Raw genomic sequence first — 25,688 nt, forward strand, 5'->3', positions numbered from 1 at the left:
GTCAAGTTATCCGATGGCCACGCCGCTACTCCAGGGGTTCCCGCCGATCGTCGACGATCGCGCCAGGGTGCTGATCCTCGGGTCGTTCCCCAGCGTGTTGTCGCTGCAGACCGGGCAGTACTACGGCAACCCACGCAACGCGTTCTGGCCGATCACCGGCGAATTGTTCGGCTTCGATGCGGCGGCGCCATACGAAACCCGTTTGGCCGCATTGCAATCGGCTGGCGTATCGCTATGGGACGTGCTGCACCGTTGTCGGCGGGCCGGCAGCGCCGACAGCAAGATCGACCCGAAGAGTGTGGTGGCCAACGACTTTGGCCGACTCTTCACCGACTATCCGTCGATAACGCGGGTCTTCTTCAACGGCTGCGCCGCGCATCAGCTCTACGGACGACTGGTCGACGGGCCGGTGGACCACCAGGTCTTACCGTCGAGCAGTCCGGCGCGCGCGATGCCGGCCGGCCGGAAGTTGCGGGCCTGGCGGGTCATCGCGCCGTCATGACACCGGCGGGCGGCGCTGCGCCCACGGCCGGGCGGCCTCAATCTGCGCGCCGAGCGACACCAGTGTGGCCTCGTCGTTGGGGCGGCCGACCAGCTGGATAGACACCGGGACCCCGTTGTCGTCCAGCCCCCACGGCACCGACGCGGCCGGTTGACCGGTGAGGTTCCACATCTCGAAGAACGGGACCCGCTGCGACACCGCCAGCAGCGTCGCGATGCCGCCGAGGCGTTGGTAGGCACCGATGCGCGACGGCCCCGCCACGTTGCCGGGCGTGAGGACCACGTCGACGTCGTCGAAGATCGACTGAATGCGTTGCGCTAGTTCGGCTTCCGCGACGCGAACCTTCGCCATCCGGCCCTCGGGGATCAGCGATCCGATGCGCGCCATGCCGCGCGTGCGCTTTTCCAGCCGATCCTGGTGCGGCATCTTGCGGGCGTCGTTGTAGATCCCGCGGAAGTAGCGCGGCAGGAAGTTGCCGTAGACGGCCGAGGCCGGGTAGTCCGGATCCTTGACGACGACGTCGTGGCCGAGATCGCGCAGCAGCGCACCGGCCGCGTCGACGGCCGCCCGTTGCTCCTTGCCGATCCGGGCTATCAGCGGCGGAGGGACCTTGGTGCTCAACGCGATTCGCAATCGGCCCGGAGCCTTGGCCGCCGCACCGACGAAGCCCCCATCGGGGGCCGGCAACGTCGTCGTCGCGTCCAGGAACAGCGCCGCATCCTCGACGGTCCGCGCGAGCGGCCCGTTGACCGCCAGCCCACACCAGGCGTCCTGCTGTGGCGCCAGCGACACCCGATCACGCTGAGGCTTGATGCCGAACAGCCCACACCAGCCCGACGGGATGCGAATCGAGCCGCCCCCGTCGGAGCCCAGCGCAAGCGGCGCCAGACCGGCCGACACCGCGGCGCCACTGCCCCCGCTGCTGCCACCCGGCGTCAACGCCGTGTCCCAGGGATTGCGAGTCGCGCCGAACGTGAGGGTCTCGGTGAACGGAAAGATCATCAGTTCCGGCACAGCGGTTTTGCCGAGTATCACCGCTCCGGCCTCGCGCAGTCGGCGCACCACCTCCGAGTCGGCGGCCGCCGGTGTCGATACGGCACTGCTGCCGCACGCGGTGATCTCCCCTGCCACATCGTTGTCGTCTTTGATCGCGACCGGGACACCGAGCAGCGGCAACCGCTCACCGGCGTCGAGACGGCGCTGCGCGTCCAGCGCCTCGCGGCGTGCGGACTCCGCCAGCACCACGCGGTAGCTGCGCAACTGCGGATCGAGTCGCGCGATGCGCTCCAGATAGATCTCCAGCAGCGCCGGGGCGGTAATGGTGGCCGCAGCCAACATCCGGGCTTGTTCGGCGGCTCCCGCAAAGGCCAGATCAGCGTCGTCCACGTCGAGGCAGACTACTCACTCGACCATGGCGGCGGGCCGCTACCGTGACCTCATGTCCTGTGTGTTCTGCGCGATCGTCGCCGGCCAGGCTCCGGCCATCCGGATCCACGAAGACGACGACTATCTGGCCTTCCTCGACATCCGCCCCTTCACCCGCGGCCACACCCTGGTGGTGCCCAAGCGACATTCCGTCGACCTCACCGACACCCCACCGGAGACGCTGGCCGGTATGGCGACGGTCGGGCAGCGGATCGCCAAGGCCGCACGGGCAACGGAGCTGGCCGACGCCACCAACATCGGCATCAACGACGGTCAGGCCGCTTTCCAGACCGTTTTCCACATCCATCTGCACGTGCTGCCGCGGCGCAACGGCGACAAGTTGTCGGTCGCCAAGGGCCTGCTACTACGCCGCGACCCCGACCGCGAGTCGACCGGCCGGATCCTGCGGGACGCGCTGGCGGAGATCGACGCCGGCGGCTAATACTGGTCGCATGGCCCTCCCGCTGGAAAAAACCTTGCTGCCGTATCTGCTCAAGGTCCACGACACCGTGTACAAAGCGACAAACGGCTGGATCGGACACCGGGTGCTGCCGGTGCCCAGTCTGCTGCTGCACACCGTCGGCGCCAAGACCGGCCAGGCCCGCACCGCGTCGCTCACCTATGCCCGCGACGGCGACGACTATCTGATCGTCGCGTCCAAGGGCGGCGACCCCAGGGCGCCGGGCTGGTATCACAACCTGAAGGCCAACCCGAGCGTCGAAATCAACGTCGGCCCAAAGCGATTCCGCGTCACCGCGCAACCGGTGCTGCGGGACGACGCGGATTACCAGCGGCTCTGGGCGATCGTCAACAAGAACAACAGCAACCGCTACGAGGCGTATCAGGAGAGGACGTCGCGACCGATCCCGGTCGTCCGGCTGACGCCGGCGTAGCTGCGTCGAACGTCGACTTGTTGGGCGGAAATCCAGCCAAACGGCCCGACAACTCGACGTTCGCGCCCGCCTAGAAGAGTTCCTTGGCGAGCAACTCCAGCGTCGTCTCGCGCGCGGGCGCGGACGCGGGGTCGGTGCCGCGATGCGCGGACGCCACCGGGTGCACCATCACCTCGTCGACGCCGAATCGCTGCGCCAGCGCGGTGAGTTGGTCGGCGGCCTCGGCGGGCGACCCGACGACCGCCCGCTCGAGACCGCTCTCGACGACATGCCGCATCTGCGGGGTGAGTTGTGCGTCGTCGACGTCCTCGACGAGTTGTACCGGCCCGAGCGGCCGGCCGGTCCGCAGCCGGGCCATCATGTGCAGGTTGGGCAGCATCAAAGCCATTGCCTCGTCGTGTGTTTCGGCCACCGCGGCGTTGACGGTCAGGAAGGTCACCGGCTCAGGTGTCAGCTCGCTCGGTACAAACCGCGTCCGGTAGATCTCCAACGCTTCCTCGGTGCCCTGGCCCGAGAAATGGTGGGCGAACACATAGGGCAGACCCTTGGCGGCGGCGAGTTGCGCCGAGTACATCGACGATCCGAGCAGCCACAACCTAGGTTCGCTCGCGGCCGCCGGGGTGGCCTTGAGGATGTAGTCGCCGTCGCGCAACTGCACCGGGACGCCGTCGGTGCTCATCATCGCGCGCACGTGGTCGAGGTAATTGGGAAACTGATCGATGTCGCGGTCGTCGCGACCGGCCGCGCCGCGCAGCAACACCGACGTCACCTGGTCGGATCCGGGCGCGCGACCGATGCCGAGATCGATGCGACCCGGCGCCGCGGCCTCGAGCAGCGCGAACTGCTCGGCGACAGCGAGCGGCGCGTGGTTGGGCAGCATCACGCCGCCCGAGCCCAGCCTGATGTGGTCGGTCTGTGCGGCCAGGTAGGCGATCAGCACCGGCGGGCTGGTGGCGCCGACCGAGGGCATGTTGTGGTGTTCGGCCACCCAGTAACGGGTGTAGCCCAGCCGGTCGGCGGTTTGCGCCAGACCCACCGTGGCCTGCAGCGCGTCGGCGGTGGTCTGGTCGGTGCGGACGGGGACGAGATCGAGTACGGAAAGCCGCATAGGCACGTCAACGCCTCCGGTCCACCGAACGTTCCCCGCTAGTAGTCCTGCACCTCGATCGAGTGCACCACGGCCTGGAAGTCGTCGGGGTCGATTGGCCCGTCGAATTCCTCGTCGAAGTCCACGAGTTGCTGGGTGCGGTCGACGTAGCCACGGAACGCGGCGTCGTAGTTGGCGAAACCGCGCTCGTGATCGTGGTCTGCGCGGGCGAGTTCACCCGCCAGGATGTAGCCGCCCAGCAGTGCCAGGCTGGTGCCCTGCCCCGACAACGGCGAGCTGCAGTGCCCGGCGTCGCCGGCCAGCACCACGCGGCCGTGCGCCCAGCGGTCCATGATGATCTGCGCCAGGCCGTCGAAGTAGAAGTCGGGCGCGGTGCGCATGTACTCCAGCAGCTGCGGGCGCACCCAGCCTTCGTCGGCCATCCGGCGGTCGAGTTCGGCGAATTGCGCTGGGGTGTCGCGATAGTCGAGCCGTAGCTCAGCGTCCTGGAACCCCAGCATCGCCCGGGCCTCACTGTTGCCCCGCGCGCTGTAGACAGCGGCCATTGTGGAGTCGCCCCGGTGGAAGATCTGCCAGTAATCCAGGTCGAGGAAGTTGGGCACGGTGAAGATCGCCAAGTATGTCGTGAGCGGCTTGACGAATTGCGACTCGGGTCCGAAGGCCAGCTTGCGGACGTTGGAATGCAAACCGTCGGCGCCGACCACCAGGTCGAACTCGCGCGGGTCGGCGCGCTCGAAGCCGACCGCGACCGTGTCACCGCGATCGTCGAGTCCGGTGATGCTGTCGGCGTAGACGAACTCCACGCCGTCGAGGGCGCTGTGCAGCAGTTCGACTAGGTCGTCGCGCAGGATTTCGATGTCCGGGTTGTCGATGACGCCGCCGGTCGGGGTTGCCTCGGTGTCGCGGGAAAGCTCGTTGCCGTCGCGGTCGACGAACGATGCGCCCCGGATCGCGGTCTTCTTGTCGTCGGCGGCCTGCAGCAACCCCATCCGGTCGAGGATGCCCAGTGCGGGCCCGCGCACGTCGATCGCCTGCCCTCCCGGTCGCAGACCGTCGTAACGTTCCACCACTGTCACCGAATAACCATGGTGAGCAAGCCAATACGCCGTTGACAGACCGGACACACTGGCACCGGAAACGAGCGCGGTCCTCATTCGAGTCCTCCTATTTTCTTCGCCTGCGCGAAGATGTCGTCGAGCATCGCGGGGGTCAGTTTGCCGGTGAAGGTGTTCTGCTGGCTCGGGTGATAGCAGCCGAGCAGCGTCACCTCGCCGTGCGCGGCGCGCAGCGTGGCGGTGGCAGCGTGGCCGAACTTCGGCTGCGGGCGCGGCACGTCACCGCCCGCCGCGCGGATCATGTCGAGCGCGCTGCGCCAGCCAAAACCACCGAGCGCCACCATGACTCGCGTGTCAGCACCTACCAGCCGCCATTCGGCGGTCAGCCAAGGCGCGCAGGTTGACCGCTCGGCCGGGGTCGGCGCATTCGCCGGCGGTGCGCAGCGCACCGCGGCCACCACTCGAGTGTCGTTGAGCTGCAGTCCATCGGCGGCGTCCACGGCGATCGGCGAGTTGGCCAAACGGGCGCGGTGCAGAGCCGCGTACAGGAAGTCGCCGGAACGGTCGCCGGTGAACACCCGTCCGGTCCGGTTGGCGCCGTTGGCCGCCGGGGCCAAGCCGACGACCACGATCCGCGGGCGCTCGTCGCCCCAGCCCGGAACCGGCCGTCCCCAATACGGCTCGTCGGCGAACGACCGTCGCTTGGTCAGTGCCGACTCCTCGCGCCACTCGACCAAGCGCGGGCAGGCCCGGCACACCGAGATCTCGGCGTCCAGCTGCGCGAGCGTCGTGGCGGCCTCCGCGAGCTCGGTGACCTGGCCCGCGTTCGTCGCGACCGCCGTGCGAGTGGTCGCGGGGTCCCCGGGCCATCCCGTTCCCGGCGACACCGGGGAGTCGAACAGCACGCCGGTACGCGGGTGGGCGAGGTTCACAGCTCCACTGTGCCGAACGGTGTTTGCCGGGACCGGGTCGGGGCTAGTCATCGACGATGTCGTCAACCGTCACCACGACCCGAGACCTCGACCAGCTGCTCAAGACCTTGGCCGGTCACGTTCAGGCCGCCGACCCCGGACCGCAGCGAGACATCACCAACGCGATGACCGGCGAGCTGTTGGGCCACGTGCCGCACTGCACGCCGGCCGACGTGAAAGCCGCGGCCCAACGCGCCCGGGTGATCCAGAAAGAGTGGGCCGCGCGACCCGTCTCCGAGCGCGCGGCCGTCCTGCTCCGCTATCACGACCTCGTGCTGCAGCGTCAGGACGAGGTGCTCGATCTCATTCAGCTCGAGAACGGCAAGGCGCGGCGTCATGCATTCGAGGAAATTCTCGACGCCGCCATCACCGCGCGCTACTACGCGAACACCGCCGAGAAGTACCTTCGGCCCAAACGCCGTCAGGGTGTGCAGCTGGCGCTCACCGAGGTCTGGGAGCAGCACCACCCCAAGGGCCTGGTCGGCATCATCTCGCCGTGGAATTATCCGTTGACCCTCGGGATCAGCGACGCGGTGCCCGCCCTCGTCGCGGGCAACGCGGTGCTGACGAAACCCGATGACAGCACACCGTTTTCGGCATTGTGGGCGGTGCGGCTGCTCGAGGAGGCCGGCCTGCCGCCGGGCCTGGTGCAGGTGGTCACCGGGCCGGGGTCCGAACTGGGGACACCGATCATCGAGGAGTCCGACTATCTGATGTTCACCGGTTCGACCGGCACCGGCCGCACAGTCGCCAAGCAGGCGGCCGAGCGGCTCATCGACTGCTCGATGGAACTGGGCGGCAAGAACGCATTGCTCGTGCTCGATGACGCCGACGTCGGCAAAGCGGCCGCGGGTGCCGTCCGCGCGGCGTTCTCCAACGCAGGTCAGCTGTGCATCTCCATCGAGCGGATCTACGTGGTCAAGGCCCTCTGGGACGAATTCGTCGCCGAGTTCGTCAAGGCCACGAAGGCGATGAAGCTGTCGGGCGCATTGGACTACTCGGCCGACATGGGCTCGCTGATCAGCGAGAAGCAGTTGCAGACGGTCACCGAGCACGTCGAGGACGCCAAGGCCAAGGGAGCGACGGTGCTGGCCGGCGGCCGGGCCCGCCCCGACCTCGGACCGTACTTCTATGAGCCGACCATCCTCAGCGATGTGCACGAAGACGTCACGCTCTATGCCGACGAGACGTTCGGCCCGGTGGTGTCGCTGTATCGAGTCGATTCCGAACAGGAAGCCATCGCGAAGGCCAACGACAGCGCCTACGGGTTGAACGCCGCGGTGTGGACCAGTGATCCGGCGCGCGGCCGGCGGGTGGCCAACCAGTTGCAGTCCGGCACCGTCAACGTCAACGGCGCTTACGCGGCGACGTGGGCGTCCGTCGACGCCCCGATGGGCGGCATGAAGGATTCCGGGCTCGGACGCCGACACGGCGAGCACGGCCTCTTGAAATACACCGAGTCGCAGACGATCGCGACCGAACGCATACTGCCGGTCGGAGCGCCGCACGGCGTCCGCGGTGACATCTACGCGAAGCTGATGACCAACGGGCTCCGGTTGTTGCGGCGACTACCCGGCGTGAAGTAAGGCATGCGTCCGTAGGATCGCTGCCATGGCCGCTGATGCGCTGGCCGGCCTGATCGCCGAGCTTCCCGAGGGAATGGTCGTCACCGACCCCTCGATCACCGAGGGCTACCGACAGGACCGCGCCCTGGACCCGTCGGCGGGCAAGCCGTTGGCAGTGGTGCGAACCCTGCGCACCGAAGAAGTGCAAACCGTGCTGCGGTGGGCCACCACCCACCAAGTGCCGGTGGTCACACGCGGGATGGGCACCGGTCTGTCCGGCGGCGCCACCGCGGTCGACGGCGGGATCGTCCTGTCGACCGAGAAGATGCGCGACATCGTGGTCGACCCGGTGACGCGGACCGCCGTCTGTCAGCCCGGGTTGCTCAACGCCGAGGTGAAGAAGGCCGTCGCCGAGCACGGCCTCTGGTATCCCCCGGATCCGTCTTCGTACGAGATCTGCAGCATCGGCGGCAACATCGCGACCAACGCCGGCGGGTTGTGCTGCGTCAAATACGGCGTCACCACCGACTACGTGCTGGGCGTTCAGGTGGTACTGGCCGACGGCACCGCGGTTCGGCTCGGCGGTCCGCGCCTCAAAGACGTTGCGGGACTGAGCCTGACCAAGTTGTTCGTCGGCAGCGAGGGCGCCCTCGGCGTGATCACCGAGGTGACGTTACGACTGGTGCCGGCCCAGCAGCCGTTGAGTACGGTGGTCGCGACGTTCGACTCTGTGGAAGCGGCCTGCGCGGCGGTACTTGGAGTGACCTCGCGGTTACGCCCGGCGATGCTGGAGTTCATGGATCGGGCGACGATCAATGCCGTCGAGGACAAACTGCGGATGGGCCTGGACCGCGACGCGGCGGCGATGCTGGTGGGCGCCTCCGACGAGCGCGGCCGCGGCGGCAGCGACGACGCCGAGTTCATGGCGTCGACGTTCACCGAATTCGGTGCGACGGAGGTCTTTTCGACCGACGATCCGGCCGAGGGCGAGGCGTTCGTCGCCGCCCGCCGGTTCGCCATCCCGGCGGTCGAGGAGAAGGGGCCGCTGCTCCTCGAAGACGTCGGTGTGCCGCTGCCGGCGCTGGCCGATCTGGTCAGCGGAATCGCGCGAATCGCCGAGCAGCGCGACCTGATGATCGCGGTGATCGCCCACGCGGGCGACGGCAACACCCATCCGCTGATCGTCTACAACCCCGAGGATTCAGCCGAGTCCGAGCGCGCCCAGCTGGCCTACGGCGAAATCATCGAGCTGGCAATCGATCTCGGTGGCACGATCACCGGCGAGCACGGCGTCGGCCGGCTCAAGCGGCCGTGGCTGGACGACTACCTCGGGCCTGAGGCGATGGCGCTGAACCGTCGCATCAAGGACGCGCTCGACCCACAGGGCTTGTTGAATCCGGGCTCCGGCGTCTAGTCCCTAGGCCTCCGCCGCCGTCGCACCCCAGGTACTCGGCATCATCGGCATCGTCGGGCCATCACCGAAATCGTTGTCGGACAACGTCGTCAACCCCACGGCCGCACCGACGCGTCCCGCGCTGACGGTGCCGGCGAATCCCAGGTTGCTGGCACCCACGTCCGACGCGATGATCGTCGGCTCCAGATCGCCTGTCAGATCCATGTATTCGGTGCCCCGACCGCGCTCGATCATCGATGCCCGGCGACGTCGGCGTACGGCCGACTTTTGGGCGGCGGCTGCGGCGGCCGGCGCGGCCGCCGGGGCGGCTGTCTTGTCAGGCGTCGGTTCCTGAGCCCGGGCGTTCATCCCCCAGCCGAACCCGACTCCGGGCGGAGCGACCAGGTACGGATAGCCGACGACACCAGCCCCCGAGGCGGCGGGTAGCGACGGTGGCGGGGTGCCCGCCGGGGCGGGCCCGGGGCAGGCGCCGTGGCCGGGGCCGAACTCGGGGTCGGGCTCGTCACGGTCGGGGCCGGCGCCTGTGCGACGACGGGCGTGGCCGTTGTGGGCGCCGCCGGAATAGGTCCGACCTCGGCGGGCACCGTCAGCGGCGGGGCCAGTCCGGACAGGCCGGACAGGCCGGCGAGTCCGCCTAGCGCGCCCACGCCTATCGCCGGTACTGCCGCGAACGGCAGCAACGACGGCGCCGCAAGCATGACCAATTGCGCGCCGTGCACCGCAGCCATGGACGCATAGACGACGAGAAGCAGCAGTCCTCCGCTGGTGGGTTGGGTCAGCAGCTGCGGAAGGATCTCAGTGAAGATTCCGTCGACCGAGCCCGTGAAGCCCTCGAGAATCATCTCCGGCGTGAAGCCGGTGCTCGCCGGATCGATCATCCATTGGATGAGGAACTGGTACTGCATGTCCAATTGCTCGATCAGCCAACCGAGTTGGGCCGCCGGATCGGACGGCGGGACCGGGGGTCCCATGTCTCCCATGTCGCCACCCATGTCCATTCCGGACGTGGTCATATCGGAGCTCACGATGCGGGGAGCCGGTTGCGCGGGCGGCACGGACGCCACCGCTGCCGCCGCGACCGCCTGATAAGCGCCCGTGGTGGTGGCGGCCTGCACCCACATCCGGACGTAGTCGGCCTCATTGAGTGCGATGGGAATCGTGTTGATGCCAAAGAAATTCGTCGCCAGCAGCACCGCGTGGGTGGTGTGGTTCGCCGTTAGTTCGGCCAGCGTGGGCATTGCCCCCAGCGCGCCGGTGTACGCGGCCGCGGCGGTCTCGTGCTGGGCGGCCGCCGCGGTGCTGTCGACGCCGGCCTGAGTCAGCCACGCCAGGTACGGCGCGTGGGCCGCCGCGTACGCCTCCGCGCTCGGACCCTGCCACGCCCCGCCCTGCACGGTCGCCAGCAGTCCGGTGAGTTCTGCTGCTGCCGAGTCATACTCGGCGCTGAGCGATGTCCACGCTCCGGCGGCCGCCAGCAGCGAGCCTGGTCCGGGGCCGCTGCTGAGCAATGCCGAATGCACCTCTGGCGGCACCGCCATCCAGACTGGCGCCGTCATCGTCCGCCGTTGCGCCGGAGCACCGGTGTGGTCACGTCGAGGATTGAATACGACGCTGTGTCGTAGGTGCAAGACCCCGACCGGGTAGGGGGTATCTTGGACGAATTTCGTTGATGCGCACGCGAATGCGCGCAGGTATCCGCGTCACGCCGCGAGGTAGCGCAGCATCACGACGGAGTTGAAATGTCTGGTCTCCGCCAACCGCAGCTGAAAGGGGCCGTCCAGCGGCGGGAAGAGCGGCGTACCACCGCCGAGCACCACGGGCGCGACGAAAAGCTGGTATTCGTCGATCAGCGGCATCAGCGAGGCCGCAAGGGCGGCACCGCCCACTTCGATGGTGCCGTCACCCTCTGCCTTGAGTCGACGGACCTCGTCCACCGCGTTCTCGGAAACCAGGGTGCTGTTCCACTGCACCTCGGTGAGCGTGCGCGAGAAGACGACCTTCGGCTTGTCCGTCCACAGCCGGCCGAATTCGCGCTCGATCGGGGACGCGTCCTCGGGCACGTACGGCCAATGCTGCGCCATGAGCTCGTAGAGCCGGCGGCCATGCAGCGAGACCTCGATCTCGCGAAACCTGTCGTTGTGGAATTGGTGCAGCTCTTCGTCCGGCACGCTCCAGTCGATGCGCCCGTCGCGGTCGTTGATGTAGCCGTCGAGTGACACCGTGATCCCGCAGCTCAGTTTCCTCACGACCAGGTAGACCTCCCTCACGCCCTAAACTGAGCGCAATGAACTTCAATACTGTCAAGGACAGCGGCGCCAGGCTGATGAACCTGGCGCACCGCGTCATCCTCACCGCCTCCGGAGGCCGGCTACTGTCGACGCCGTTCGGCATGCCGACGGTGGAACTCCACACCACCGGACGCAAGTCCGGACTTTCCCGGTCGTGCTACCTGACCGCCCCCATCCACGACGATCACCGCGTCGTGCTCGTCGCGTCCAAGGGCGGCGACGACCGCAACCCGGACTGGTACCAGAACCTTCAGGCCCATCCCGACGCGGAGATCGTCATTCACGGTCGGCGACACAAGGTTCGCGCCCGAACTGCCGACGCGGCCGAGAAGTCCGAGCTATGGCCGAAAATCGTTGCGCAGTACCAGGGTTATGCCGGGTATCAACGACGTACCACCCGTGACATCCCGGTGGTGATCTGCGAACTGCAAGCGGGATAGCGCTATTCGCGGCTGCCGCCGGTGGAGTCCGAAGTCCCCAGCGCATCGCGCAGTTTGTCCAGCGGATCTCCGCCACCGCCGAGGGCGTGCCCGGGCGCCGCTCCCGAACCCTGGCTCGGCAGACGGTCTGGATCGGCGTCGTTGAGCGCACCGGGACCATCGGTCCCGCCGCCCCCGCCCGGACCGAAGACCGGTCCGGGCCCGCCACCAGACGGCGGCGGCGTGGGCGCCTCGGGAGTCGGCGGACCGGCCGGCGGAGGGGGTGGCGGTAACGCCGTGGACGTCAACGGCGCGGACGGATCCGTCGGCGGGACGCTCACCGCCGGCGATGGTGGCGGTGCTGGCGGCCGGTCCAACGAGGCGAGCTTGTCTTTCAACCGCTCCGGGGTGGCGTCGCGAATCCGGCGCCGGTCGGAGTTCGGATCGTTGTTGCCCTTGAAGCAGTGCGCCGTCTCGGGCGCGCCGGTGACCACCTCGAGCGCGCTCGTGTATCGCCCGCGCGCACCGGCCTTGTCCCCTGATCGCGCGGCCAGGTCGCCCAACGTCTCACGCACCAGTTCGAGATTCACCCGGGACGTGCAGTCGTCGGCGGCGGCGTGCGACAGCGCGGAACTGAAGTTGCGTTCCGCGTCGTCCAGTCGACCTTCGAGTACCGCCAGGTCACCATTCGCGAAGGTGACGTGCTCCGGCTCAATGACGTTGAGCAGCGACAGCGCGTCGATGTCATTGCGCAGCGCCTCGGTGTCGTGGCGGGCGAAGTCGTCGATCGCCCCATTGCCGACGAGTTGTACCGAGATCAGCTTGACGATCACGACCAGGAGCAGCAGCGCCGGCAGCAGCGACATCACCACGAGTCGCCGGCGTAACCGCAACCGGGTCGGACCGGCGCGCCACCAGCCCGCGATTCGCGCGGTCGCACGTCGGGGGGTTGTCCGCAGCATCATGGCGTCACACCCGATCCGGCCTGCCGGGCGCGTCGGTAGTCACGAGCGGTCAGGTAGATCTCGATCGCCACGAACGTCGCAGCGAGAAGGCTGAAGAGCCAATACAATTCGGTGCGTTCGACGGTCTGCGATGCCTGCAACGGAGCGGCGTCCGGTGGCGGCTCGGCGGTGACCGCGGGCACCACGGGCGAGATGGACTGACCTTTGTCACGGTGGTGGTAGGTGACCTCGAGGTCCGAGGCCCGCGCCTTGAGGGTGTCTTCGCCGATGCCGTTGGTGAGCGGGGCGCCACTCTGCTGGTCGGCCATGTAAATCAGGTTGCCGTCGATGTACCCGCGCGGGATCGGGCCACCCGCCGGTGTTCCATAGCCGAGCACCGCACCGCCGGACACCAAATCCTTGACCGTGAAAGCTGTTTGGGCGGCTCGCGACCCAGCGGCCCCGCAACCCAGGTAGAACACCACATTCTTGGAGCCCTTGTGCTGGCTGCGGGCCACGGTCAAGGCAGTTCGTAAGGTGTCGTTGGCGGCGCCGGAATCAACCCGGTACATAGCGTCTTCGGGCACTTCGGTGTAAGAAGACAGCCCTTGGATGAGCGGCTTGAGACTCCATGCATCGTCGGAAAGCGGCCACAGCTCAGTGGCTTTCGAGGCGAACCCGATGGCCGAGAAACGGGCGCGCGGGTACTGATCGATCAGCGCAACCACGTCGTCGCGGATTCCCGCCAGCCGCGAGGTTCGGTCGGCGAAGTCTTCGACGCGAGTGTCCACTGATCGATCGATCACGAAGAACACGTTCAGGTTTGCCGTGGACGCCGCGGAAGCGTTGGGCGGCGGGGAGTCCGGATGCGCGTCCTTGGCTTCCAGTCCCGGCCGCGCTGCGGCGACCACGAGCATGAGGACGGCCAGCGTCAAGCCGCTCCAGCGCAACACCACGGGCCGGTAGCGACCGGGTCCGGTCCGGACCAGCACGCGGTACAGGGCGGTCATGCGCACACCGGTGAGCACGATGGCGATGGTGACCAGAAGCCACACCGGCAGAACGGGTTCGAAGGTCATCGCCGCAGCACCGCCAGGGACACGCACAGCAGGATGGCCGCGGCCAGTGAGATGCTCACCGGCAGAATCGGGTAATCCCACGAGCGGCGGGTGATCATCGTGCCGTTCGGCAGCACGACGCTGGGCGGGGCATCACGAATGCGATCCAACAGGCCGGAGAGCGTCGAATCGGTACCTCCGGTGTCGACGCCGGTCCCTGCTGGGTTGTACAGGCTGAAGCGGCCGCCGGTGGCGGCGACGATCGACGACAGGGACTCCGACGACTGCTTCGGTCCGCTGAGAACATCCGTACGGGCGATCGCGTTGATCTGGATGCCGGCGTGCGCGGCCATGTCCTTCACCGTCTGCGTGGAGTACAGCGACCGACGCTGATCCTCGTCCGAGCGAATCTTGCTGTAGCCCATGTAGATCAGTGAGCGACGATGTGCGGACTTGTCCTCGAAGCCGGGGAAGCCGGTCATGCACAGTGCCAAGATGTCTTCGACGGAACGCACGTAATCGGTGTAGTCGATGGAGCGCGAAAAGCTGGTGATGCCGTTGCTGAGCTGCGCGACCTCGCCACCGTTAAGCTTCTTGCCGGCGTCGATGTCTTGCTGCAGTCCGGACAGCTTCGCGTATTCGGTGAAGCGCTGTGCGGCCCAATCGTAGTTGCGGGTCAACGGGACCACGCGCAGGGTTGGCGACGTCAGCCCTATCCGCTGGGTGTGATACGTCTTCATCTGTTGGTTGACGTAGTTGAGCAGCCCCGCGGTCGCCGCGTCGGTCACGGGTTCACCCACGCAGATCATGATGTCCTCGGGGTGCAGCGACTCGAAGTTTCTTGTCGCCGAAGAGAAACCGACCGGACGCCCCGCGGTGATGATCGCCGCCAGAAACAAGACCAGCAGCAGGACCGCGGTGATGATCAAAGCGAGAAAGCGGGCCCGCGCCACCCGGGCGTATTCGGGAAGCTCGGTGAGTCGCCTGACATGTGCCAGCGGGCGAAGGATCCGGACTATCGAGGGCAGCGGGATGATCAGTGCGGCAAGGATAACCGCGACGAGCGTCACCACACCCACGACGGTGATGGGCCACCACTTCAGGTCCACGAACGAATCAACTCCTCGACGGTCGTGCCGAACCGTTCGACCTCGACTCGCGCCAGCGGGGTGAAGCGGGCCTCGTTGAGTGCGGCGATCAGTGGCGCCGCCGGCGCCAGCGCCCCGCCGGACAGGTCGTCGACGTGCATGTACTGAGCCCGCTGCCCGGTCGTGACGTTGAGAAAGCTGCGCAGGGTGCGGCTGTATCCAGCGCACGCCTGCACGGCGGTGATCGCGCCGGATCGGTAGGCGTTCGTCGTCGCAGCTACCGACCGCGCGAAACGGCGTGCCAGCAACCGGCGGTGCAGCGTCGAGATCCCGCGCATTGCGCGCAGTCGAGCCGGCGGCATCGTCCACATGAAGACCCCGGCGTACCAGGCCGCCAGCACGATGATCAACGCCGCGGCAATCACCAGCCACCACAACGCAAATGGGCTCGGACCCGAGATGTAACGCAGCAGGTCAGTTTGCATGGCGAAAGCTCTCGGTCAGGCCGACCAGTTGCGCGCGCAGTTCGCTGCTGGCGCCGATGCGGGTATAACGAATCGACCGCTCGGTCATGAATGCGTCGAGCGCCGCCACCCGGTCGTGCTCCGCCCGTCGGTAGGCGGCAATGACCCGCGGACCCAACGTGGCGCCGTTGAGCACGAAAGCGCCGGTGTTGATGTCGAATCCGTCGGCCTCGGTCTCCGATGAGCCGACGGCGGCCATATCCGACACCATCGCCCACATCAGCTCGTGGCGCCCGGCCAGCTGCTGCAAGGCGTCGGACAGGCGCCCGTCGGTATCGGGTTCGTCGGACACGACGACGATCAGCATGCGCCGTCGATAACCGGTTGCGGCGTAGAGCAATTGGGTGACGATGTCACTGGTGCCCGGCTCGCTCACGGTGTGGCCGTAAAAGCGGTCGAGCAGCGATTCGATGTGTGTCTCGCCGCGACGGTTGCGGGTATTCACCGATCCGCGCGAATCGCCATAGACCAAACCGATTTCGTCGGACCTGCCCAGGGTGATCAGCCCGATCGCACCGATGATGTTGGTGGCGATGTCACGTTTGAATTCCCCGCTGGGCGCGAGGGCATTCATATTGCGACCCGCGTCGGCGATCACCAGGATCTTGTGATGCTTCTCCGAGACGAAGCGTTTGATCAGCACCGAGCCGGAGCGCGCCGAGGCTTTCCAGTCAATGTCGCGCACGTCGTCTCCGGCCACATAAGGCCGCAGGTCGTCGAATTCCAGACTGCGGGTGTGCAATAGCGCGTAGCGGCCGCCCTCGAGCAGCCCACGGTTGTCGGTGCCGAAGTATTGTTTCGCGCGGTTGAGATGCTTGCCCATGCCGGCTACGGGACGCGCACGCTCTGCAGGACGGCGTCGATCACGGTCTCGGGCGTGATGTTGGCTGCGGCGGCCTCGAATCCGAGGATGAGCCGGTGCCGCAGGACCCGGTGCGCCACCTTGGCGACATCGTCGGGGACGACGTAATTGCGGCCACGCAGCACGGCGTGGGCGCGCGCGGCTTTACAGAACGCGATCGTGGCGCGGGGACTGGCGCCGTACTCGACCACCCGCGCGAGCTGCGGCGGCAGAAACTGCTGTGGGTTGCGGGTGACGCCGACGAGCTGACTGGCATAGTGCATCAGCCCCTGGTCCATGTGCACGGCCGCGACCACGCGTTGCAGATGCCGAATGTCCTCCAGCCCAACGACATGACGCGCCGGGCGATTCTTGTCGTAGACGCCGGAGTCGATTCTGAACATCACCTCGACCTCCTCCTGCGGGGAGGGGTAACGCAAGATCTCCTTGAGTAGGAACCGATCGGTCTGGGCTTCGGACAGCGGGTAGGTGCCCTCCTGGTCGACCGGGTTCTGGGTGGCGATGACCAGAAACGGTTCGGGGATCGGGTAATTGGTACCCGCAATGGTCGTCTGCCGTTCCTCCATCGCCTCCAGCATCGCGCTCTGCGTCTTGGCGCTGCTCCGGTTGATCTCGTCGAGCAGGCAGATGTTGGTATGCACGGGACCCAGTTGCGTGACGAAGGAATTTCGCGCCGCGTCGTAGATCTGGGTTCCGATGATGTCGCTGGGCAATAGATCCGGGGTGCACTGGATACGGTTGAACCCGCCGTCGACCGCCTCGGCGATCACGCGTGCTGCTGTCGTCTTGGCAAGCCCCGGAACGCTTTCCAGCAGGACGTGCCCACCGGCGAGCAGACCGATCAGCAATGTTTCGCGAAGGTTGTCCTGACCGACCACTTTGTCGGCGAACACCTGTGAAACCGCGCCCACGATGCGCTGGGCCGTCTGCATCTGCTGAGGGTCGGGCTGCTGTTGCTGCACCCGGGTCGTGGTCATGGACGCCTTTCTGTCAGCGACGCAAAGAGATTCGTCGTCGATTACCGGTAGCTCAGTACCGGTGGAACTTTGGAGATGTCGGCGGTTCCGCTGAGAAATGTCTCGGTGGTGCCGTCGCCGCTGCGGCCGAACTTGGCCTGCACGCTGACCGGGGTGGTGACCTCGCCGCTGAACATGACGTTGAGGTGGTACTGGTCGAAGACCGATATCTTGACCTTGCTCAGGTCGGAGCTACCCCACCGGGCGGTTCCCTCGACGTACCGGTAGTCGTCGAGTCCACCCATCGGGCACGGCGGCGGCGGCTTGAGCAGGTTCGAGTTCTGGCAGGAGGCAAAGGCCTTGCTCAGTGCTTCGTTGACGGCCTTGGTGCCGGCGTCGTTGAGCGAGTATTCGGCCTGCACCCACGGTGAGTAGGAGTTGAGCGAATCCAGAAGCAGCGGTTGGGCTTTCACGCCGATATACGGACTGCTGCTGCCGATGTCGACGAAGCCGGGGAACACGTAGGAGGTGTCACCGCTGAACGGCTTGCCGAACAGCGTCAGCGTCTTTTCGGCGCCGTTGACCGACGATCCCGGACCGGGCTTGAGCTTGATCGCCGCGGACTCCAAATACCAGCGTTGCTTGGTGCGCTTGGTCCGAATGGTGCCATCGGAGACCTTGTCTCCGAAGTTGGCGGCCACGTGCACCTGCCCCATGCCGATACTGGCCGCACTGGAGTCGTCGTTGAGGATCCGGATGTTGGTGATCGGCCACTTGGCGATCTGCTTCTTCAGCACGTCGTTGGTCAGGAAGTCCTTCGAAGCGGGCTGGTCGTCGCTGTAGGCCAGAGCAGCTTCGGCGTCGCCGCGGGCCAGCGCCGACAGATAACCCTTGACCGCATCCGCGGCGGATCCCGCACCGCCACCGGAGTTTCCGCCGGCCAAAGTGATCACCAGCACGATGATGATGACGACGAGCACCGCCGCGCCGGCGCCGAGGGTGATGAACAACGGCTTGCGGTTGCGCTGCTGCGGCGGCGGGAACCGGAACGGCTCCGGCGGCCCGAACGACCCCGGTGGGCCGCCGGGCCCGGGGCCGGGCGGAGGTCCTGCCGGCATACCCGGCCCGGGACCCGCGGGGTTGGGTTGCCAGGGCTGCGGCTGCTGCGGCGGCGCCGACCACGGCGCGGGTCCGGGCCCGGGCGCCGGCGGCGGCTGCGTTGGACCGCCCGGGCCGAGCGGATTCGGGCCGCCGTATCCGCCGCCACCAGTCGAGTCAGTCACTGAAACCTCTTTCAGACATTCCGGCGCCGGCGCGCTCGGTCCACGCAATTATCCGCTGTGACCTCAGACGGCAGATGCACAAATTTGTCCGATGTGTGCTGTCGCGACGGGATGACCATCCGATCCCCGACCTCGGGTGATGGCCGTTGTCCACAGGTCACGGCGGAGAGTCTTGCAATCTCGGGGCCCGCCGTCTATTCACCCCGGCGGGTACCGCACGACGATGGAAGGGGCGGCCAAACCGCCCGACGGCGTCAGCTGGCCTTGGTGGCCGACTCGTCGCGGGGTGGGCACTGCAGGAATTGCATACGCACGGTCGTGCCGCCAGGGTGACCCTGCACGCGGCAGTCGTCACTCAACGCTCGGATCAACCGCAGGCCTCGTCCTCGAAAGCTGCTTACCGAGGCGCTGTCGCTGGGCTCGATCCAGGTGCCGTCATCGCCGACGATGAGTTCGACGGCCGCGCGCCCCGAGTCGTAGACGATCGTCAGCGTCATGGTGCCGGTTACGGCGTGGTCCCGATACGCGTGTTCCGCGGAGTTAGCCAGCGCTTCGCCGACCGCCAATACGATGTCGCACACCCGCTGGGCGTCGACGTCGACCGTGCAGCTCAGCCAGTCGCGGACCCGATTTCGCATGTGCGCGACGGTTTCACCGTCCGCAGGCCCGCTGTGGCTACGGCTCACCACTACGGCAGACATCCACGGTTACTACCCGATTCGTGCCCCGGTTATGCCGCCGGCTTCTGTGGTATCAACCACTCACGGCGGGCAACGAACGCGTGATGGTAGCGATGCGGATCCGCCGCGGGGCGCAATTGACAACATTCGAGAGAATTCGTTTCGCTCCGCCGACCGCCGGGTAATGGCGACAATAATTCGAGCCGCCGATGCGGCACATCAAGGTTCTCTCGGTAATGCGCCCCGGGTGGGAAAAGGGCAACTCATGATTCAGACCGGCTCAGCCTCCTACGAAGAAATGCTCGCCGACTTCACCGAGTCGCTGAATTGCGCTCTGGCCGGTACGACGCCGGCCATAGACTCGACCCTGAGCCCGACGCTATTACTGAGTCTGGCAGACATCGCCGCCGCCGTCCGCGACAAGCGGCCGACACACAATTTGGTCACGCTGGCCTGCGCGGCATTCACCGTCTACGCCACCGATCGGGGCGCGGGCCGGCACGGCCCGACTCGACGCAATCTCCGTCACGCTAATGGAAATGTGCGTACTTCCTTAAATACTCTGTCGTCGAGCGGATAGGCGAACCGCAATCGCAGGGTTTGAAAAGATCGCGTTTGGATACCCACCACATTCGAACATTGCTGCCGACATGGGCAGTATCCGCATGTTAAGGGAGTATGAAATGCGATTTTCTTCATTCGCGCACAAGACGGCGACGACTGCAATCGGTATTGCGGCGGCCGGAGTTCTTTCGGCTGCCCCCGCTCTCGCCGACCCGGAAGCGCTTGCATTCGGACAGCAGGCCGAGATTTCCAGCATGGGCGGCACTATCAACTACACCGTGGGTGACTTGCAGCCCAGCGGCCACAACGACGGCGTCTGGTACTCCGACATCACGGCGGTCGGGGTCAGCGGCAACGCCACCCCGAATATCGCCGACTTCAATGCCCGGGCGGCCAACAGTTCGACGTTCGCGGTCATGAAGGGCAACGAGGTCGACGGTCTGCCCGAGGGACCGCTGCCGCTGGGCACGCCGGTCAAGGGCAAGCTCTACTTCAACGTTCGCAACGGAACCAACCCCGACAGCGTCGTCTACCGCGACGCCGGCGGCACCGACAAGGTGGTCTGGAAAAGCTAATCGCCGTCGCCAGACCCGGGTCGGGCGCAGCAGCGCGGACGCGCACCGCACGATGCGGTTGTTCGCCGAGCACGTGATGCCGGCGCTCAGGCAGGAGGCAGGTAATCGCCTTGCTGGGAGGATGCAACGATGCGCCCCAGCCTGACCGACCGGATGGAGCACGGCCGGCCAACGCCCGTCCTGCTCTGGCGATTCGCCGAGCCTCGACTGTGCATCTCGTCGGGCCCGCTCGGCGGCGGTATCGGGCTCCGGGATTGGGCGATCAATGCGACGGTCCCACTCGATTACCAACGGACCGATCCCGACCGGCACCTGATGGAGATCGCCGCCCGGCTCGACCTTTCGGGCTCCGGTTGCGGCCTGCTCACGGCGGTCGATGTATCGCGGCACCACCACGCCTCCGACGGCGGCGTGTGTGCATCGGCCACCGTCGGCCTGTCCAGTCCGACTTGGGCGGCCGCGCCAGACGGACACTTCCGTCGCGAATTGCCCTCTGGCGCATTCCCAGTGGGGACGATCAACATCGTGGTGGCGGCACCGGTCCAGCTGTCTCCGGCGGCCCTGGTCAACGCCGCCGCCACCGCGACGGAAGCGAAGGTGCAAGCGCTGCACGAGGCGGGGTTACTGGCGACGGGGACCGCATCGGACGCGATCGTCGTGCACTGTCCGACCGGCGGTTCCGCGGAAGCGTTCGGTGGGCCGCGTTCGACGTTCGGCGCCCGCATCGCGCGGGCGGTCCACGCCGCCGTGCTCGCCGGCGCCGAGTCGTGGATGTCAGAAGTCGGTCGGCCTTCCGTCAATCGTTGACATATGTCGCGATATGTCGTAGCAATAAGACATGACAGCCACTTTGTCTTACGCACCGAGGTTCGAGCTTGCCACCGCCGAAACGTGGGCGAACCCCTGGCCGATGTACCGCGCGCTGCGCGATCACGACCCGGTGCACCGTGTCGTTCCGGTGAGTAAGCCCGAGGACGACTACTACGTACTGACCCGGCACGCCGACATCTGGGCCGCAGCCAAGGACCACGAAACCTTCTCCTCGGCCAAGGGTCTGACCATCAACTACGGCGACCTGGAAATGATTGGACTGGCGGACAATCCGCCCATGGTGATGCAGGATCCGCCCGTGCACACCGAGTTTCGCAAGCTGGTGGCGCGCGGTTTCACCCCGCGGCAGGTCGAGGCGGTCGAGCCCAAAGTTCGCGAGTTCGTCGTGGAGCGCCTCGATCGGCTGATCGCTGACGGCGGCGGCGACATCGTCGCGGACCTGTTCAAGCCGTTGCCGTCGATGGTGGTGGCGCACTACCTCGGCGTTCCCGAAGAGGACCGCGGCCAGTTCGACGGCTGGACCGAGGCAATCGTCGCGGCCAACACCGCCGACGGTGGCATCGCCTCCGCGCTGGAAAGTGTCGGCGAGGCGGTCGGGTCGATGATGGCCTACTTCGGTGAGCTGGTCGAACGCCGGCGCAAAGAGCCCGGCGACGACACCATCTCGCACCTGGTCGCCGCGGGCGTCGGCGCGGACGGCGACATCGCCGGCACGCTGTCGATTCTGGCGTTCGTCTTCACGATGATCACCGGCGGAAACGACACCACCACCGGAATGCTGGGCGGCGCAGTGCAACTGCTGCACCAGCGGCCGGATCAGCGACGCCTGCTGGCCGACAACCTCGACCTGATCCCGGCCTCAGTCGACGAGTTCCTTCGGCTGACCTCCCCCGCTCAGGCATTGGCCCGCACGGTGACCCGGGACGTGACCGTCGGCGACACCACCATTCCCGAGGGGCGACGGGTGTTGCTGGTCTACGGCTCCGGCAACCGGGACGAGCGCCACTTCGGCTCGAATGCAGGCGAACTCGATGTCGAACGGCAACCACGCAACCTGGTGACGTTCAGCCACGGCGCGCACCACTGCCTCGGCGCCGCCGCCGCCCGCATGCAGTCCCGGGTGGCGCTAGATGAATTGCTCACGCGCTGCCCGGATTTCGAGGTCGACGAGTCGGGTATCGTCTGGGCCGGCGGCAGCTACGTGCGCCGTCCGCTGGCGGTGCCGTTCCGGGTCACGTAGATGCCGGCCAGCGACTGGCTCGCCGAGCGTCGCACCGAGGTGGCCGCCGACCGCATCCTCGACGCGGCCGAAGCACTGTTCACCCGACAGGATCCCGGTTCGGTCGGCATGAACGAAATCGCCAGAGCGGCAGGATGTTCCCGCGCGACGCTGTACCGCTACTTCGAAAATCGCGAGGCACTGCGCGCCGCCTACGTGGCCCGAGAGACCCACCGACTGTCCGAATCGATCGACGTCGACCACATCAAGGACCCACAGGAGCGTCTGGTCACCGGCATCATCACCACGTTGCGCCTGGTTCGCGAAAGCCCCGCATTGTCGGCGTGGTTCGCGACGAGCGCGGGCCCACTCGGCGCCGAGCTGGCGGAACAGTCCGACGTGATCAGCGGATTGGCCTCGGCGTTCGTCACGTCGCTGGGCGACGATCACCCGGCGAATGTGGTCGGCCGTGGACGCTGGCTGGTTCGGGTGATCACCTCGCTGCTGATCTTCCCGGGCCACGACGAAGCCGACGAGCGGGCGATGCTCGCAGAGTTCGTCGCCCCGGTCGTGGTGCCGGCCGATGAGATCAGTCGCGCACTCGGGTGAACCGGTGCAGCAACCACGCCGGCGGGATGGTGATCACCATCGTCGCCACGAACAGACCCGCCATCGAGCCGGTGTAGACGTGGTCCTGCATGATGTAGACCATCGCGAATTCCATTGTCACCAAATGGATCAAGAAGATCTCGTAGGAGATCTCGCCGAGCCACACCATCGGCCTGCTCGCCAGTAGACGCGCGTACAGACCCTCGTTGCCCAACGCCAGCGGCGCCACCGCCAGGCCGGAGATCGCCGCGTAGAACACCGCCTTATACAGCGCTTGCGACATCCCGAGTGGCGACGTGGTGGGGTCCCCCGCGATCGGGGTGGACGCGATCACGTAGCAGATCGCGGCGAGCGGCAAGGCCATAAACGCGTAGCAGCGCACACCCATTCGCTGCAGCACCGTCAGCGCCATGCCGGTGAGAAACCAGATCAGGTAGGTGGGCAGCCACAGCCGGGCGCCGTTGGGAATCGAGGTGGTGAGGTGCACTCCCACCAACCATGCCGGCGAAATCAGAGCCAGGCCCGCGATGCCGAGCAGCAAAAGCTTTGGGCGCCACTGCCGTCGACACAAGACCACCAACAGCAGGTAAGCCAGCAACGGCAACAACACGTAGAACGACGCCTCCACGGCCAGGCTCCACATCTGGGTCAGGCCCTGATGCAGATAGCCTCGCATGTAGTTGAACGTGTAAATCTGGGTCAGCGTCAGATTGCGTAAGAGCCCGAACCAGGTGTGGCCGAAATTCGGTCCGGCATGGCGGAAGTGGTAGATGACGTAGGCGATCAGCACCGTGATGACGTACGCCGGCATGATGCGCCGCACCCGGTGCCGGGCGTAACGCTTGACCGACGGATCCGGACCACCCGTCGCCGCCGATTTCACCCACGGTCGAAACAGCAGGAATCCGGACAGCACGAAGAAGATCGGGACGCCCATCTCCATCCGCGACACGAACAGCCCGAAGTAGCCCTCGATGTACTTACCTGTGGTGTAGGCCGCGTGAGTGCCCACCACGAGAAGCGCTGCGACGGCACGAATACCGGTCAGCGACGCGACGCGATCGGGGCCGGCCACCTGTTCTAGCCCGCCCTGGGCCGACGTGTCGGCCTGGGTCATCCTTTATGGTCCCGGCGCGGCTTGCCAGGGCCGCCGCGCCGGTTCTTGTCCGGAGCGCGATCCTGCTGGAGATTGATCAGAACGCCGGAAATACGGGTCTTCTCAAGCTTTTTCACGGTCTCGCGGGACAATTTTGCCGGCAACTCGACCAGGGAGAAGTCCGGTTTGATGGTGATGTGGCCGAAATCGCTTCTGTGCAAACCACCCTCGTTGGCGATCGCGCCGACAATGGACCCCGGGCCGACCTTGTGCCGCTTGCCGACCGCGATGCGATAGGTGGCGAATCCCTTCTTCGGGCCCTCGCCGGCGCCGCGCGGACCCCTGGCCGGCCGGTCCTGATACTCCCGGGTCCGGCGCTCGGGCGGCGGTTCGGGTGCCAGCAGAAAAGCCTCGCCGTCCCGCGATTGCAATGCCAGCGCCGCCGCGATGTCGGCCATCGGAACGTCGTGATCGCGTTCGTAATCCGCGACCAGGCGGCGGAACAGGTCCAGACCCGGTGAACCCAGGCTGTCGGTGATCGAGTCGGCGAATTTGGCAACCCGCTGGGCGTTGACGTCGTCGACGCTGGGCAGTTGGGCCTCGGTCAGCTTCTGGCGGGTCGCCTTCTCGATTGCCTTGAGCAGGTGGCGTTCTCGCGGCGAGACGAACAGCAGCGCCGAACCCGACCGGCCCGCCCGGCCGGTCCGCCCGATCCGGTGCACATAGGACTCGGTGTCGTGCGGGATGTCGTAGTTCAGCACGTGCGAGATGCGCTCGACGTCCAGGCCGCGGGCGGCGACGTCGGTGGCGACCAGGATGTCGATGCCCTTGGCGCCGCCCTCTTTCAGGGCCGCGATGGTCCGCTCCCGCACCGCCTGCGGGATGTCGCCGTTGATCGCGGACGCGGAAAACCCTCGGGCGCGTAGCTTTTCGGCGACTTCCTCGGTGGCCTGCTTGGTGCGGACGAATACGATCATCGCCTCGAACGGCTCGACTTCCAGGACCCGCGTCAGCGCGTCCATCTTGCGCCGCCCCTCGACCTGGATGTAGCGCTGCGAAATGTTCTCGGCGGTCGCGGTTTTCGCCTCGACCTTGACCTCGGTCGGATCGTGCAGATACTTGGCGCTGAGCTTGCGGATCGCCGGCGGCATCGTCGCGGAGAACAACGCCACCTGCTTGTATTCCGGCGTCTCGGCCAGGATCCGCTCGACCTCTTCGGCGAAGCCCATCGTCAACATCTCGTCGGCCTCGTCGAGCACCAGGTAGTCGACGTGAGACAGATCCAACGTCCCGCGCTCGAGGTGATCGATCACCCGGCCCGGCGTACCGACCACGACCTGCGCACCGCGCTTCAGCCCGGCCAGCTGCACCCCGTACGACGATCCGCCGTAGATCGGCAACACGTTGATCTGCGGCAGGTGGGCACCGTAGCGGCTGAACGCCTCGGCCACCTGCAGCGCCAGTTCCCGCGTCGGAGCCAGCACCAGCGCCTGGGTGGCCTTGCTGCCGGTGTCGATCTTGGACAGGATGGGCACCGCGAACGCGGCGGTCTTCCCCGTTCCCGTCTGGGCCAGCCCGACCACATCCGAGCCCTCCATCAGGGCCGGAATCGTGGCCGCCTGGATCGCCGACGGCGACTCGTAGCCGACCTCGGACAGGGCCTGCAGCACCGAAGGGTGAATCTGCAGGTCGGCGAAGGTCACGGTGTCATCATGCGGGGCGCTCATCTCGAGGCAAAAGTTTACGGCGTCGTGCGCCG

Annotated in this window: 28 protein-coding genes; 11 read left to right on the forward strand and 17 right to left on the reverse strand. The window is 66.8% G+C overall.

Annotated features, from left to right (window positions below):
* Nucleotides 1–13 precede the first annotated feature (13 nt).
* On the forward strand, nucleotides 14–502 hold the full coding sequence (locus tag PT015_RS10520; protein ID WP_285190555.1) for a DNA-deoxyinosine glycosylase: 489 nt from the start codon (nucleotides 14–16) through the stop codon (nucleotides 500–502).
* Here PT015_RS10520 and PT015_RS10525 read toward each other — a convergent pair.
* Nucleotides 497–1,888, reverse strand: coding sequence for an amidase (locus tag PT015_RS10525; RefSeq protein ID WP_285190556.1), 1,392 nt, complete (start codon nucleotides 1,886–1,888; stop codon nucleotides 497–499). The two genes, PT015_RS10520 and PT015_RS10525, sit on opposite strands and share 6 nt — an antisense overlap.
* Nucleotides 1,889–1,940: 52 nt before the next feature.
* On the opposite strand from PT015_RS10525, the gene PT015_RS10530 reads away from it, so the two are divergent.
* Together PT015_RS10530 and PT015_RS10535 are read left to right on the forward strand one after the other, a co-directional pair.
* Nucleotides 1,941–2,369 (forward strand): HIT family protein, encoded by a 429-nt coding sequence (locus PT015_RS10530; RefSeq protein WP_285190557.1) that lies wholly within the window; start codon nucleotides 1,941–1,943, stop codon nucleotides 2,367–2,369.
* 10 nt (nucleotides 2,370–2,379) lie between these two features.
* Nucleotides 2,380–2,820, forward strand: coding sequence for a nitroreductase family deazaflavin-dependent oxidoreductase (locus PT015_RS10535; protein WP_285190558.1), 441 nt, complete (start codon nucleotides 2,380–2,382; stop codon nucleotides 2,818–2,820).
* 70 nt (nucleotides 2,821–2,890) lie between these two features.
* On the opposite strand, the gene PT015_RS10540 is transcribed toward PT015_RS10535, so the two are convergent.
* Genes PT015_RS10540 through PT015_RS10550 form a run of 3 tightly spaced genes read right to left on the reverse strand, consistent with a single transcriptional unit; the run spans nucleotide 2,891 to nucleotide 5,966 of the window.
* A complete protein-coding gene (locus tag PT015_RS10540) occupies nucleotides 2,891–3,928 on the reverse strand; it encodes an LLM class flavin-dependent oxidoreductase (RefSeq protein WP_285190559.1) in 1,038 nt (345 codons plus the stop codon).
* A 38-nt stretch (nucleotides 3,929–3,966) separates the two neighbouring features.
* Nucleotides 3,967–5,082 carry an FAD-binding protein gene (locus PT015_RS10545; protein ID WP_285190561.1) on the reverse strand — a complete coding sequence of 372 codons (1,116 nt, stop codon included), beginning with the start codon at nucleotides 5,080–5,082 and terminating at the stop codon, nucleotides 3,967–3,969.
* On the reverse strand, nucleotides 5,079–5,966 hold the full coding sequence (locus PT015_RS10550) for a uracil-DNA glycosylase (RefSeq protein WP_390887962.1): 888 nt from the start codon (nucleotides 5,964–5,966) through the stop codon (nucleotides 5,079–5,081). The genes PT015_RS10545 and PT015_RS10550 overlap by 4 nt, the downstream gene beginning before the upstream one ends.
* Nucleotides 5,967–5,971: 5 nt before the next feature.
* Here PT015_RS10550 and PT015_RS10555 point away from each other — a divergent pair, with 5 nt between their 5' ends.
* Nucleotides 5,972–7,540, forward strand: a complete 1,569-nt coding sequence (locus PT015_RS10555) for a succinic semialdehyde dehydrogenase (RefSeq protein ID WP_285190563.1) — start codon at nucleotides 5,972–5,974, stop codon at nucleotides 7,538–7,540.
* Nucleotides 7,541–7,565: 25 nt separating this feature from the next.
* Nucleotides 7,566–8,933 carry an FAD-binding oxidoreductase gene (locus tag PT015_RS10560; RefSeq protein ID WP_285190564.1) on the forward strand — a complete coding sequence of 456 codons (1,368 nt, stop codon included), beginning with the start codon at nucleotides 7,566–7,568 and terminating at the stop codon, nucleotides 8,931–8,933.
* A 3-nt stretch (nucleotides 8,934–8,936) separates the two neighbouring features.
* Here PT015_RS10560 and PT015_RS24795 read toward each other — a convergent pair whose 3' ends face one another.
* The 3 genes from PT015_RS24795 to PT015_RS10570 all read right to left on the reverse strand — a co-directional run bounded on the left by PT015_RS24795 (nucleotide 8,937) and on the right by PT015_RS10570 (nucleotide 11,179).
* The gene (locus PT015_RS24795; protein WP_449248065.1) at nucleotides 8,937–9,281 is read right to left on the reverse strand and encodes a PPW family C-terminal domain-containing PPE protein; all 345 of its coding nucleotides are present in this window, start codon (nucleotides 9,279–9,281) and stop codon (nucleotides 8,937–8,939) included.
* On the reverse strand, nucleotides 9,278–10,489 hold the full coding sequence (locus PT015_RS10565) for a PPE family protein (protein WP_449248067.1): 1,212 nt from the start codon (nucleotides 10,487–10,489) through the stop codon (nucleotides 9,278–9,280). The genes PT015_RS24795 and PT015_RS10565 overlap by 4 nt, the downstream gene beginning before the upstream one ends.
* A 144-nt stretch (nucleotides 10,490–10,633) precedes the next feature.
* A complete protein-coding gene (locus PT015_RS10570) occupies nucleotides 10,634–11,179 on the reverse strand; it encodes a dihydrofolate reductase family protein (RefSeq protein WP_285190565.1) in 546 nt (181 codons plus the stop codon).
* 38 nt (nucleotides 11,180–11,217) lie between these two features.
* Here PT015_RS10570 and PT015_RS10575 point away from each other — a divergent pair, with 38 nt between their 5' ends.
* Complete coding sequence (locus tag PT015_RS10575; protein WP_285190566.1) at nucleotides 11,218–11,661, forward strand: nitroreductase family deazaflavin-dependent oxidoreductase; 444 nt, start codon at nucleotides 11,218–11,220, stop codon at nucleotides 11,659–11,661.
* A gap of 2 nt (nucleotides 11,662–11,663) precedes the next feature.
* Here PT015_RS10575 and PT015_RS10580 read toward each other — a convergent pair whose 3' ends face one another.
* The 8 genes from PT015_RS10580 to PT015_RS10615 all read right to left on the reverse strand — a co-directional run bounded on the left by PT015_RS10580 (nucleotide 11,664) and on the right by PT015_RS10615 (nucleotide 19,056).
* Nucleotides 11,664–12,605 carry a hypothetical protein gene (locus PT015_RS10580; protein ID WP_285190567.1) on the reverse strand — a complete coding sequence of 314 codons (942 nt, stop codon included), beginning with the start codon at nucleotides 12,603–12,605 and terminating at the stop codon, nucleotides 11,664–11,666.
* Entirely contained in the window at nucleotides 12,602–13,663 is a 1,062-nt protein-coding gene (locus PT015_RS10585) for a vWA domain-containing protein (protein WP_285190568.1), read from the reverse strand. The genes PT015_RS10580 and PT015_RS10585 overlap by 4 nt, the downstream gene beginning before the upstream one ends.
* Nucleotides 13,660–14,751, reverse strand: coding sequence for a hypothetical protein (locus PT015_RS10590; RefSeq protein ID WP_285190569.1), 1,092 nt, complete (start codon nucleotides 14,749–14,751; stop codon nucleotides 13,660–13,662). The genes PT015_RS10585 and PT015_RS10590 overlap by 4 nt, the downstream gene beginning before the upstream one ends.
* Complete coding sequence (locus PT015_RS10595; protein ID WP_285190570.1) at nucleotides 14,742–15,215, reverse strand: hypothetical protein; 474 nt, start codon at nucleotides 15,213–15,215, stop codon at nucleotides 14,742–14,744. Before PT015_RS10595 ends, PT015_RS10590 begins: the two co-directional genes overlap by 10 nt.
* Nucleotides 15,205–16,077, reverse strand: coding sequence for a DUF58 domain-containing protein (locus PT015_RS10600; RefSeq protein ID WP_285190571.1), 873 nt, complete (start codon nucleotides 16,075–16,077; stop codon nucleotides 15,205–15,207). The genes PT015_RS10595 and PT015_RS10600 overlap by 11 nt, the downstream gene beginning before the upstream one ends.
* 5 nt (nucleotides 16,078–16,082) lie before the next feature.
* A complete protein-coding gene (locus PT015_RS10605; protein ID WP_285190572.1) occupies nucleotides 16,083–17,093 on the reverse strand; it encodes an AAA family ATPase in 1,011 nt (336 codons plus the stop codon).
* A gap of 41 nt (nucleotides 17,094–17,134) precedes the next feature.
* Entirely contained in the window at nucleotides 17,135–18,355 is a 1,221-nt protein-coding gene (locus tag PT015_RS10610) for a hypothetical protein (RefSeq protein WP_285190573.1), read from the reverse strand.
* Between the two features lie 254 nt (nucleotides 18,356–18,609).
* The gene (locus PT015_RS10615; RefSeq protein ID WP_285190574.1) at nucleotides 18,610–19,056 is read right to left on the reverse strand and encodes an ATP-binding protein; all 447 of its coding nucleotides are present in this window, start codon (nucleotides 19,054–19,056) and stop codon (nucleotides 18,610–18,612) included.
* A gap of 244 nt (nucleotides 19,057–19,300) precedes the next feature.
* On the opposite strand from PT015_RS10615, the gene PT015_RS10620 reads away from it, so the two are divergent.
* The 5 genes from PT015_RS10620 (at nucleotide 19,301) to PT015_RS10640 (ending at nucleotide 22,833) form a co-directional block, all read left to right on the forward strand.
* Nucleotides 19,301–19,615, forward strand: a complete 315-nt coding sequence (locus PT015_RS10620) for a hypothetical protein (protein WP_285190575.1) — start codon at nucleotides 19,301–19,303, stop codon at nucleotides 19,613–19,615.
* 103 nt (nucleotides 19,616–19,718) lie between these two features.
* Nucleotides 19,719–20,174 carry a DUF1942 domain-containing protein gene (locus tag PT015_RS10625; protein WP_285190576.1) on the forward strand — a complete coding sequence of 152 codons (456 nt, stop codon included), beginning with the start codon at nucleotides 19,719–19,721 and terminating at the stop codon, nucleotides 20,172–20,174.
* Nucleotides 20,175–20,327: 153 nt separating this feature from the next.
* A complete protein-coding gene (locus tag PT015_RS10630; protein WP_390888015.1) occupies nucleotides 20,328–20,981 on the forward strand; it encodes an adenosylcobinamide amidohydrolase in 654 nt (217 codons plus the stop codon).
* A gap of 31 nt (nucleotides 20,982–21,012) precedes the next feature.
* Entirely contained in the window at nucleotides 21,013–22,245 is a 1,233-nt protein-coding gene (locus tag PT015_RS10635) for a cytochrome P450 (RefSeq protein WP_285190578.1), read from the forward strand.
* Complete coding sequence (locus PT015_RS10640) at nucleotides 22,246–22,833, forward strand: TetR/AcrR family transcriptional regulator (protein WP_285190579.1); 588 nt, start codon at nucleotides 22,246–22,248, stop codon at nucleotides 22,831–22,833.
* On the opposite strand, the gene PT015_RS10645 is transcribed toward PT015_RS10640, so the two are convergent.
* Nucleotides 22,814–23,950: an acyltransferase family protein gene (locus tag PT015_RS10645; protein WP_285190580.1), complete on the reverse strand. Its 1,137-nt coding sequence runs from the start codon at nucleotides 23,948–23,950 to the stop codon at nucleotides 22,814–22,816. The genes PT015_RS10640 and PT015_RS10645 overlap by 20 nt on opposite strands.
* On the reverse strand, nucleotides 23,947–25,656 hold the full coding sequence (locus PT015_RS10650; protein ID WP_285190581.1) for a DEAD/DEAH box helicase: 1,710 nt from the start codon (nucleotides 25,654–25,656) through the stop codon (nucleotides 23,947–23,949). The genes PT015_RS10645 and PT015_RS10650 overlap by 4 nt, the downstream gene beginning before the upstream one ends.
* Nucleotides 25,657–25,688: the final 32 nt, after the last annotated feature.

It is taken from the genome of Candidatus Mycobacterium wuenschmannii (assembly GCF_030252325.1).
GTDB lineage: Bacteria > Actinomycetota > Actinomycetes > Mycobacteriales > Mycobacteriaceae > Mycobacterium > Mycobacterium wuenschmannii.

What these genes read in the sequence shown, in the direction of transcription:
- PT015_RS10520 (WP_285190555.1), top strand. Translation starts at nt 14, where the DNA reads ATGGCCACGCCGCTACTCCAGGGGTTCCCGCCGATCGTCGACGATCGC.
- PT015_RS10530 (WP_285190557.1), top strand. Translation starts at nt 1,941, where the DNA reads ATGTCCTGTGTGTTCTGCGCGATCGTCGCCGGCCAGGCTCCGGCCATC.
- PT015_RS10535 (WP_285190558.1), top strand. Translation starts at nt 2,380, where the DNA reads ATGGCCCTCCCGCTGGAAAAAACCTTGCTGCCGTATCTGCTCAAGGTC.
- PT015_RS10540 (WP_285190559.1), bottom strand. Translation starts at nt 3,928, where the DNA reads ATGCGGCTTTCCGTACTCGATCTCGTCCCCGTCCGCACCGACCAGACC.
- PT015_RS10545 (WP_285190561.1), bottom strand. Translation starts at nt 5,082, where the DNA reads ATGAGGACCGCGCTCGTTTCCGGTGCCAGTGTGTCCGGTCTGTCAACG.
- PT015_RS10550 (WP_390887962.1), bottom strand. Translation starts at nt 5,966, where the DNA reads ATGACTAGCCCCGACCCGGTCCCGGCAAACACCGTTCGGCACAGTGGA.
- PT015_RS10555 (WP_285190563.1), top strand. Translation starts at nt 5,972, where the DNA reads ATGTCGTCAACCGTCACCACGACCCGAGACCTCGACCAGCTGCTCAAG.
- PT015_RS10560 (WP_285190564.1), top strand. Translation starts at nt 7,566, where the DNA reads ATGGCCGCTGATGCGCTGGCCGGCCTGATCGCCGAGCTTCCCGAGGGA.
- PT015_RS24795 (WP_449248065.1), bottom strand. Translation starts at nt 9,281, where the DNA reads ATGAACGCCCGGGCTCAGGAACCGACGCCTGACAAGACAGCCGCCCCG.
- PT015_RS10565 (WP_449248067.1), bottom strand. Translation starts at nt 10,489, where the DNA reads ATGACGGCGCCAGTCTGGATGGCGGTGCCGCCAGAGGTGCATTCGGCA.
- PT015_RS10575 (WP_285190566.1), top strand. Translation starts at nt 11,218, where the DNA reads ATGAACTTCAATACTGTCAAGGACAGCGGCGCCAGGCTGATGAACCTG.
- PT015_RS10580 (WP_285190567.1), bottom strand. Translation starts at nt 12,605, where the DNA reads ATGATGCTGCGGACAACCCCCCGACGTGCGACCGCGCGAATCGCGGGC.
- PT015_RS10585 (WP_285190568.1), bottom strand. Translation starts at nt 13,663, where the DNA reads ATGACCTTCGAACCCGTTCTGCCGGTGTGGCTTCTGGTCACCATCGCC.
- PT015_RS10595 (WP_285190570.1), bottom strand. Translation starts at nt 15,215, where the DNA reads ATGCAAACTGACCTGCTGCGTTACATCTCGGGTCCGAGCCCATTTGCG.
- PT015_RS10600 (WP_285190571.1), bottom strand. Translation starts at nt 16,077, where the DNA reads ATGGGCAAGCATCTCAACCGCGCGAAACAATACTTCGGCACCGACAAC.
- PT015_RS10605 (WP_285190572.1), bottom strand. Translation starts at nt 17,093, where the DNA reads ATGACCACGACCCGGGTGCAGCAACAGCAGCCCGACCCTCAGCAGATG.
- PT015_RS10615 (WP_285190574.1), bottom strand. Translation starts at nt 19,056, where the DNA reads ATGTCTGCCGTAGTGGTGAGCCGTAGCCACAGCGGGCCTGCGGACGGT.
- PT015_RS10620 (WP_285190575.1), top strand. Translation starts at nt 19,301, where the DNA reads ATGATTCAGACCGGCTCAGCCTCCTACGAAGAAATGCTCGCCGACTTC.
- PT015_RS10625 (WP_285190576.1), top strand. Translation starts at nt 19,719, where the DNA reads ATGCGATTTTCTTCATTCGCGCACAAGACGGCGACGACTGCAATCGGT.
- PT015_RS10630 (WP_390888015.1), top strand. Translation starts at nt 20,328, where the DNA reads ATGGAGCACGGCCGGCCAACGCCCGTCCTGCTCTGGCGATTCGCCGAG.
- PT015_RS10635 (WP_285190578.1), top strand. Translation starts at nt 21,013, where the DNA reads ATGACAGCCACTTTGTCTTACGCACCGAGGTTCGAGCTTGCCACCGCC.
- PT015_RS10640 (WP_285190579.1), top strand. Translation starts at nt 22,246, where the DNA reads ATGCCGGCCAGCGACTGGCTCGCCGAGCGTCGCACCGAGGTGGCCGCC.
- PT015_RS10645 (WP_285190580.1), bottom strand. Translation starts at nt 23,950, where the DNA reads ATGACCCAGGCCGACACGTCGGCCCAGGGCGGGCTAGAACAGGTGGCC.
- PT015_RS10650 (WP_285190581.1), bottom strand. Translation starts at nt 25,656, where the DNA reads ATGAGCGCCCCGCATGATGACACCGTGACCTTCGCCGACCTGCAGATT.